Source organism: Dinghuibacter sp., assembly GCF_035492835.1.
Classification (GTDB): domain Bacteria; phylum Bacteroidota; class Bacteroidia; order Chitinophagales; family Chitinophagaceae; genus Dinghuibacter.
Map to the genome: position 1 here is coordinate 1 of NZ_DATJIY010000021.1, position 9197 is coordinate 9197.

At 59.8% G+C, this 9197-nt stretch carries 6 protein-coding genes; all 6 read left to right on the forward strand.

Annotation, left to right across the window (positions count from 1 at the left end; genetic code table 11):
* A partial coding sequence (locus tag VL547_RS02165; RefSeq protein WP_325574696.1) for a hypothetical protein occupies window positions 1-508 on the forward strand: 508 nt, incomplete at its 5' end.
* 12 nt (window positions 509-520) lie between these two features.
* Window positions 521-1447 (forward strand): ABC transporter ATP-binding protein, encoded by a 927-nt coding sequence (locus tag VL547_RS02170; RefSeq protein WP_325574698.1) that lies wholly within the window; start codon window positions 521-523, stop codon window positions 1445-1447.
* 7 nt (window positions 1448-1454) lie between these two features.
* Window positions 1455-3776, forward strand: a complete 2322-nt coding sequence (locus tag VL547_RS02175) for a Gldg family protein (protein ID WP_325574700.1) — start codon at window positions 1455-1457, stop codon at window positions 3774-3776.
* Window positions 3777-5048 (forward strand): MutS-related protein, encoded by a 1272-nt coding sequence (locus VL547_RS02180; RefSeq protein WP_325574702.1) that lies wholly within the window; start codon window positions 3777-3779, stop codon window positions 5046-5048. It begins immediately after the preceding gene.
* Entirely contained in the window at window positions 5045-6361 is a 1317-nt protein-coding gene (locus VL547_RS02185; protein WP_325574704.1) for a MutS-related protein, read from the forward strand. The genes VL547_RS02180 and VL547_RS02185 overlap by 4 nt, the downstream gene beginning before the upstream one ends.
* A gap of 10 nt (window positions 6362-6371) precedes the next feature.
* Window positions 6372-9140 (forward strand): insulinase family protein, encoded by a 2769-nt coding sequence (locus VL547_RS02190; protein WP_325574706.1) that lies wholly within the window; start codon window positions 6372-6374, stop codon window positions 9138-9140.
* Window positions 9141-9197 lie beyond the last annotated feature (57 nt).

Consider the following 9197-nt stretch of genomic DNA (forward strand, 5'->3'; position numbering starts at 1 on the left):
TCCATACAGCAACCAGTTGTCCGGGTACGTAGGCATACAACATCTGACGGTTTACCGGATCGAAGACACGGGCGCGCACGCCACCCCCTTATTCGATCTGACCCTTACCCTGCCGGTGGGCAGCATACACACGTTGTTCCTCACCGGCACCGTCGCCACACCGGATACACTGTTCACCACGGATACCTTGCCGTATCATGCCTCCCCCGACAGCGCCGTGGGCGTTCGTTTTGTCAACCTGTCGCAGGGAAGCGACCCCGTAACCGTAGCCGGCATCGGCCGGCTTGCGTACAAAGACGTCTCTGCATTCAAAAGCTATCCCGCCGCCAGCGGCAGCCCCGATCCCACCTTCGAATTCCTCGACGCCACCGGGACGCCGGTGGCCAGCTATACGCTTACGGGCGTTTCCAGTAACGACCAAACCAATACATGGCGGAACCGCAATGTCACGATCGCGCTTTACGGGCGACCGGGCGCGCAGGCGGCGATGCTCATCAATGACTATTAACTAAACGACACTATGCATCCCATCCTTAAAACCGACCGGCTGTCGCACAAATACAGCTCGGCCTGGGCGATCCGTGACATAAACCTGGAGATAGAGCGCACGGGTATCGTGGGTTTGCTGGGCTCCAACGGGGCAGGCAAGTCCACGACGATGAACATCATTTGCGGTACGTTGAACCAGACAGAAGGGAGCGTGCTCATCAACGGGACAGACCTGCGGCAGGAACCTGAAGCCGCCAAACGGGAGATCGGCTTCCTGCCGCAAAACCCGCCCCTGTATACCGATCTTACGACCGACGAATACCTGGTCTACTGCGCAGAGCTGCGGCTGATGGAGAAAACCCGGATAAGGTCCGCCGTGGACGAAGCCAAGGAACGCTGCGGGATCACGAACGTCAGCAACCGGTTGATCCGGAACCTGTCCGGCGGCTACCGGCAGCGCATCGGCATCGCCCAGGCGATCGTCCACCGGCCGAAGCTGGTGGTGATGGACGAGCCCACCAACGGGCTCGATCCCAACCAGCTCATCGAGGCCAGGAAGCTGATCCGGGAAGTGGCGCAGGAGCACGCGGTCCTGCTGTCCTCACACATCCTTTCGGAGATACAGGTCCTCTGCAAGGAGATCGTCATGATCGAATCGGGCCGGATCGTTTTTGCGGACAGCATGGACGCCTTTAACAATTATGTACAGACCAACAGCATCCTGTTGCGATTGGAAAATCCCCCTGCTTCGGTGGAGCTGCTCCGGATAAAAGGCATTACCGGGGTCGAGTTCCTTACCGCAACACAAATCCGCCTCCGGTTCGAAGGCGACCAGGACGTCATGGAGCGGCTCGTGGCCGCCAGCGTGGAGCACGGCTGGCGCCTCCGCGAGATCGGTCTCGACAAAGGCCTGCTCGACGACACGTTCAAACAGCTATCCAGTAAATCCCATCAATAATAACCAGATGAATACGGTAATCAAAATAGCGCGGACAGAGCTTCGTAACCTCTTTTATTCGCCGGTGGCCTGGTTCCTGACCATCGCCTTCTTCGTCCAGAGCGCGGTGTTTTACCTGGCCTCCCTGGCGCCTATCGCCAAGGCTCAGGACCTCATGCTGAGCAACAGCCCCAAATTCAAGGATTTCGGCATTCCCCTTACCCAGGTAATTTTCCTGAGTCAGGACGGGATTTTCAACAACGCCCTCCAAAACCTGTTCCTCTATGTTCCCTTGCTGACCATGGGGTTGATCAGCCGGGAGGTCAACAGCGGTACGATCAAGCTGTTGTATTCTTCACCGGTCAAGGTAAGCCAGATCGTGCTGGGGAAATACCTGGCCATCGTAGCCTACAACCTGTTGCTGGTATCCATCATTGCATTATTCATGGTCACGGGGGCATTCAACATCCACGCAGTGGACCATGGGCTGCTGCTCTCCGCGTTGTTGGGCTTTTATCTCCTCATCTGCGCCTATACCGCCATCGGCTTGTTCATGTCCAGCCTGACGACGTACCAGATCGTTTCCGCCATCGGCAGCTTTATCGTCGTCTTTGTCCTCAGCCGCATCGGTGGTTTTTGGCAGCGGATCGACTTTGTCCGCGACCTGACCTACTTCCTGTCCATCACGGGCCGGACCAATAAGATGGTCCAGGGGCTGATCACCACCAAGGATGTGATTTATTTCGTCCTGATCACGTATATGTTTGTCGCCTTTACCCTGTTCAAGCTCAAGGGAGACCGGGAGTCCAAACCCTGGTTCGCCAAAGCGGTGCGGTATCTGGTGGTGATCGTGTCCGTCCTGGTGTTGGGTTATGTCAGCTCACGCCCCACACTGGCGGGTTATTGGGATACGACAGCGGGGAAAGACAATACGGTCCACGAAAGAACCCAGGCCATCATCCGGTCGTTGGGTAAGGCCCCCCTGGAGGTCACCCTCTATACCAACATATTGGGGCTGGGGGCGCCCTATGGGTTCCCCGAAAACCGGAACGCTTACCTGTCCTCGCTCTGGGAACGGTATACGCGCTTCAAGCCCGACATACAGTTCAAGTATGTCTACTATTACGACGTAAACGACAGCTCCTTCTTCAAAACGTTCCCGGGCAAAACCCTCAAGCAGATCGAAGAGACGATCGCGGGCGGCTACGATTTCAACCCTTCCCTGTTCGAGGGACCCGAGCAAATACGCAAGGCGATCGACCCGGCAGCGGAAAACATGCGGGTCGTCATGCAACTCTCCTACAAAGGACGGACCACCTTCCTGAGGACCTACAACGATGCCGAGTTCTGGCCCAACGAGCAGGAGACGGCGGCGGCGCTCGAACGGTTGATCCTGGACAGCATCCCCAAGGTCTACTATGTCACGGGCGACCTGGAAAGAAACATCCATAAAACGGGAGAACGGGAATACAGTCTCCATTCCATCGAGAAGCAGGCCCGTACGTCGCTGATCAACCTGGGATTTGACGCGGACACCGTGTCGCTGGAAAACCGGGAGGTCCCGGCCGACGCCAGGATCCTGGTGCTGGCGGACCCCAAAACAACGCTGCGGCCGGCCACGATGGAGCGGTTGCAGCGTTACATCCGCCGGGGCGGTAATATGTACATCCTCGGCGAACCGGGGAAACAGGCGATACTCAATCCCGTGCTCCGCCAACTGGGCGTCCAGCTCGCGGACGGCACTCTTGTCGAACCTTCCGCCAACGAGATGCCCCATATGCTCCGGCCCTACCTGACACCGGCCATCCTTGATTTCGCCCAAGAGCAGGACCTGCTCTCCGCCAAGGCATCGGGAGACACGATCAAATGGCTTATGCAGGGGGCCACCGGTCTGTCTTACACCTCGGGCAGCAGCTCGGACAGCGCCTTTACCATAAAACCATTGATGATGTCGGCGGCCGGACGCTCGTGGCTGAAGCTGGGCCCGTTGGTCACCGACTCCGCGGATGTCGTCTATAACCAAAAGGAAGGCGACATCCAGGGCTCCTTTCCAACGGCCCTCGCGCTCAGCCGGCCCATCGGCGGCCGCGAGCAACGCATCGTCGTCTGCGGGGACGCGGACTTTATGAGCACGGTCCGGGAAGGGGGCTCCTTCGTTGGCCGCGCAATCTTTTGCTGGCTGGACGACGGGAAGTTCCCGCTCTACATGCCAAAGCCAAAGCCAAGGGACGCCAGGCTGAACGTAAAACCGCCCGCGGTGGCGGTGATGAAGATCGTCTACATCTGGGTGCTCCCCGCCGTTTTACTGGCGATGGGCACGATTTTATTGATCAGGAGAAAACGGAAATAAATGTTCCTGGAAACCGACGAACAAACGATCCGCGACCTGGGAATCTTCGGCAGGCAAGACGCCGGCGGCATCTACGACCTGTACAACCAAACCCATACCCGGGGAGGGGAAGCGCTCCTGCAGGAAATGTTCCGCGCGCCCCTGGCGGAAAGGGGCGCCATCCGCACCAGGGCCGGGATCATCAGGGACTTCGCCCGGCTCGGCGCGGCCTTCCCTTTTGACGCCACCGCCCTGGACATGGCCGAGAAATACCTGGCGCAGGGCAAACCATCCGCCGCCCCGAGCGAGCGGGAAATCGCCGACGGCGTGGCCGCGGTGATCACGCTCATCCAGGACCTCAGCCGGTTCATGCAGGTGGAGGGCGTGGCAGGGATCGGGGATTATGCCGCCGAGCGCGGGGCCATCCAATCGCTGCTCTCCACCCCCGCGCTGGCGCCGGCCCGGCAGGAGCAAACCAAGGGAAAGCGCTCGTACACGGCCATCAATGCCTATGACTTGTTGTTCCGGGTCCGCGAACGGGCGACGGTAGAAGGGTTGCTCGCGCACATCTACCGCCTGGACGTCTTTATATCCGTTGCCCGCGTAGCCACCGACCGCCGGTTTGTCTTTCCCGAAGTGCTGGAGGCCGGTCCCGCCACGTTGCGGCTGGAAGGCGTATACCACCCGTCGTTGAAAAACCCCGTCGCCAACACGCTCTTTATGCAGCCAGGCGAACAGGTCGTCTTTCTGACGGGGGCCAACATGGCGGGGAAGTCGACCTTCCTGCGTTCGGTTTCGACCGCGCTTTACCTGGCGCACATGGGCTTCCCGGTGGCGGCCGGCTCGATGACATTTTCCTTATTGGACGGTCTCTATACCACGGTCAACCTGCCCGACAACCTGGGTATCGGCGCCAGCCACTTTTATGCGGAGGTCCTGCGGTTGAAAAAGATCGCCACCGAGCTGAGCCGGGGAAAGGCCCTTTTCGTTCTCTTCGACGAGCTCTTCCGGGGCACCAACGTGAAGGACGCGCACGAGGCCACGGTCGCGGTCACGGCCGCCTTCGCCGGGAAGAAGGACAGCCTTTTCATCATTTCCTCGCACATCGTCGAAGCCGGCGAGGACCTCCGCGCGCGCGGCAACATCGGTTTCCTGTACCTGCCGACGCGGATGAACGGTCACGTACCCGAATATACCTACACGCTGGAGCGCGGCATCACCGACGACCGGCACGGTATGATCATCATCCGCAACGAAGGCATATTGGACACCCTAAAAAAACACAAGCCATGAGCTTTACCATAGACCGGCAAACGCTGGAAGAGCTGAACCTCCTGGGCAAATTCCGTCAGGGCTCGGTATACCACCTGTTCAACCGCGTAAGGACCGCGGGCGGCGAACGCCTGTTGGATGATATGTTCCGTCACCCCTTGTCGGAGGCCGCGGCGATCAACCGGCGGAGCGCCACCTTCCGTTACTTCCAGGAGACAATGCCCCCCTTTCCTTTCGAGGTGGCGGGCGTGGCTTCGATGCGCGAATACCTGGACGTCGCTTCCGGCAAGAGCGCGCTCGTGACGTTTGCGGGGACCGTTCTCAAAAAAACGCTGTCCTCGATGACCCGGGACGAGCGCCACAAACGCGACGTGCAGGGGCTGCAAGCCACGATCGGCACCCTCCATCGCTGCCGGGAATTCGCCGAAGCGCTTGCCTCTTCCGGCGGTGCTTTCGACGACCGCGTGCGGGCCATTCGCGGGGTACTCTCCGACAAACGGCTCGAAGCTTTGCTCCGGGTCGACGTTTACCAGGCAATCCCGCTTAGCGCCCTGGCGAGATACGAACACCTGCTCCGAAGCACCCTCCACCGCGAGATGGAGGATGTCCTCTCTTTTATCGCCGAAACCGATGTGTACACGGCGGTCGCGCAGGTAGCGGTTGAAAAAGGGTTCACCTATGCGCACGCGCTGGGGCCGGAGGCCGATGTCCTCTGCGCCACCGGTCTTTACCACCCTTGCCTGGACAACGCCGTGGGCAATGCGGTGTCACTGGATCGCGACCGCAACATCCTGTTCCTCACGGGGGCGAACATGGCGGGTAAGTCGACCTTGATGAAAGCCATCGGCATCGGCTTGTACCTGGCGCATATGGGCTTCCCGGTGGCGGCCGATTCGATGTCCTTTTCGGTGCGGGATGGCCTGTATACCTCCATCAACGTCTCTGACAACATCGGTCTGGGCTACAGCCACTTTTACGCAGAGGTCGTCCGCGTCCGGCAGGCGGCGGACGCCGTGGCGGCCGGCGGCCGGCTATTGCTGATGTTCGACGAGCTCTTTAAAGGGACCAACGTCAAGGACGCCTACGACGGCACGCTGGCCATCACCGAGGCCTTTTCGGATTACCGGGATTGTTTGTTCATCGTGTCCACGCACATCATCGAAGTGGGGGAAGCGCTAAAGGCGCACCGGAATATTCATTTCGCCTTTATGCCCACGGTCATGGACGGTCCTTATCCGCGTTATCCCTATACGCTCATGGAGGGCATCACGGAGGACCGGCAGGGAATGATGATTATTCGTAACGAAGGTATTTTGGAATTAATCGGCTCATAAAAAACGACCCATGCGTATATTTCTTTTGCTGGGACTTTGTGTCCTTTCGTCGCCTGCATTTTCTCAATCGCTTCCGCTAGACCCTGCCGTGCGAACGGGCAAGCTGCCCAACGGCCTCACCTATTTTGTCCGCCGCAACACCGAACCCGCCGGCCGCACGGTCCTCTACCTGGTCAACAAGGTGGGTTCCATCCTGGAAGCCGACGATCAGCGCGGCCTCGCGCACTTCATGGAGCACATGAGCTTTAACGGGACCACCCACTTCCCCAAAAACGAGCTCGTCGACTATCTTCAAAAGGCGGGCATCCGTTTCGGCGCCGACCTCAATGCCTATACGAGCTTTGACGAGACCGTCTACCAGCTCCCGATCCCTTCGGACAAACCGGGCGTCCTGGCGGGTGGTATTCAGATCCTCCGCGACTGGGCCGCGTCGGCGACCCTCGATCCCGTCGAGATCGACAAGGAAAGGGGGGTTGTCCTGGAGGAAAAACGGCTGGGTAAGGGCGCCAGCGAGCGGATGAGCCGCAAGTACTGGCCGCTCGTCCTCAACCACTCCCGGTATGCCGAACGCATCCCCATCGGGGTCGATACGGTGCTCAACCACTTCCGTCCGGAAGCCATCCGCCGGTTTTACCACGACTGGTACCGCCCGGACCTCCAGGCGGTGATCATCGTGGGTGACATCGACGCGGACAGCGTCGTGCGGGCCATCCAATCGACGTTTTCGAACTTGCGCAACCCTCCGGGTGAGCGCGCTCGCCCGGTGTACACCGTGCCCCTGACCGGCAAGAACCAGTTTATCACCGTCACCGACAAGGAGATGACCGGCACGGCGATAGAAGTGATCATCAAGCACAAAGGTCTCCCTTTCCACACCGCGGCGGACTACCGCGCTTATATCGCCCGCGGGTTGTTCAATCAAATGCTGGCCGGCCGTTACGCGGAGCTTTCCCGGGTCGCCAACCCACCTTATCTCCAGGGAGGTGCCTCCATCCAGTCCTTTATGGGGGGATTGGACAGCTACGACGCCTCCGTCGCCGTCCGTCCCGGCGCGCTCGATACGGGATTCAAGGCCCTGTGGCGGGAAACCGAAAGGGTAAAGCGTTTCGGATTTACGGCTTCCGAGCTGGAACGGGCCAAAACGAGCTACCTCAATAGCATGAAAGCCGCCCTGCAGGAAATGGACAAAACCCCGTCGGAGTCGTTCGTGAAGGAGTACCAGGAGTACTTCCTCAAGGGAATTCCAGCCCCCGGGCTCGCGGCCGAGAATGCCCTGGTCCAAAAGTACATACCGGGTATTTCGCTGGCGGAGGTCAACGCCCTGGCCGCGCAATATGTGACCGATACCAACCGGGACATCCTGGTGCTCGCACCGGAAAACACCCCGCTGCCCGATGAGCGTACCGTTCTTTCGTGGCTGCAGGCGGTGCGGGCGGAGGACCTGAAACCCTATGCGGACCAGGTCAGCACGCAGTCCTTACTGGCGACGCCCCCGGTTGCGGGCCACGTCGTTTCTGAAACGGCAGACACCAGCCTTCACATCACCGCCCTCACGCTCTCCAACGGTCTTCGGGTCGTCCTGAAGCCCACGCATTTTAAAAACGATGAAATCCTGTTCAGCGCGGCGGCGCCCGGCGGAACGTCGGTGTATGGCGACGCCGCCTTCCAGTCTGCCGCAGCCGCGGCGGGTATCATCGTCTCCGGGGGGGTCGGAAACTATGACGCCACCCAATTGCAGAAATACCTGTCCGGCAAACAGGCCCGCGTCAATATCGCCATCACCGACCGGGGCCAGGGGTTTGGCGGTGCGGCCACACCTGAAGACCTGCCCACAGCCCTCGAATTGGTCTATGCGTATTTTACCGAGCCGCGCAAAGACACGGCCGTCTTCCAAAGTATCATCGAGCGCTCCAGGGCGGCCATGGCCAACAGGGCCAACGATCCCGGCAGCGTCTTTAGCGACACCGCGAACGCTTTGCTCCACGGCAACAACGTCCGTATGACCGGTCCGAGCCTGGCAAAACTCGCGCAGATCAACCTGGATACCGCCTACCGCATTTACCGGGAACGGTTTAGCGACGCCTCCGCGTTTACCTTCACTTTTGTCGGGAATTTCGACACGGCGACCATCCGGCCCCTGCTCGAGCGATACCTCGGCGGTCTTCCATCCACGCATGCGGGCGAGCAGCCGGTTGACCGGGGCGGTCGCACACCCCCGGGGAAAATTACCAAGATCGTCTACAAAGGCTCGGAGCCAAAGGCCTCCGTATACCTCATTTTCTCCGGCCCCTTCGACTATACCCTCGAGGACCGCGTAAGGCTCGATGCGCTGAAGGAAGCCTTACAGATACGTCTTACCCAACGACTCCGGGAAGAGGAAAGCGGCGTCTACACGCCCTCCGCGAGCGCAAGCATTTCCAAGCTCCCTTTACCCCGGTACTCGTTCACCGTCTCTTTCACCTGTGCGCCCGAAAACGCTGACAGGCTCGTCGTCTCCGCCCTGGATGAAATCGCCAGGCTGCGCGCCTCCGGGCCTCCGGCTGAAAACGTCGAAAAATGGAAGGCGGAAGAACGGGTATCGACCCAAACCCAGCAGCAAACCAACGGATGGTGGCTGGCATACCTGGGTGGTCAAATGGAAAACCGGGACGACCTTCACCAGGTCTACCTATACCCCGCGGCGGTGGACGCCGTCACCCCCGAAGCCCTCCGGCAAACGGCCAACCGTTACCTCAGCGGGGATAATTTGATACGGCTGGAGCTGATGCCGGAAAAATAACCCTTGGTTAGTTTCTCATGTCTCACATATCGCGGCCGGGTTTCTACCCGGCTGCTT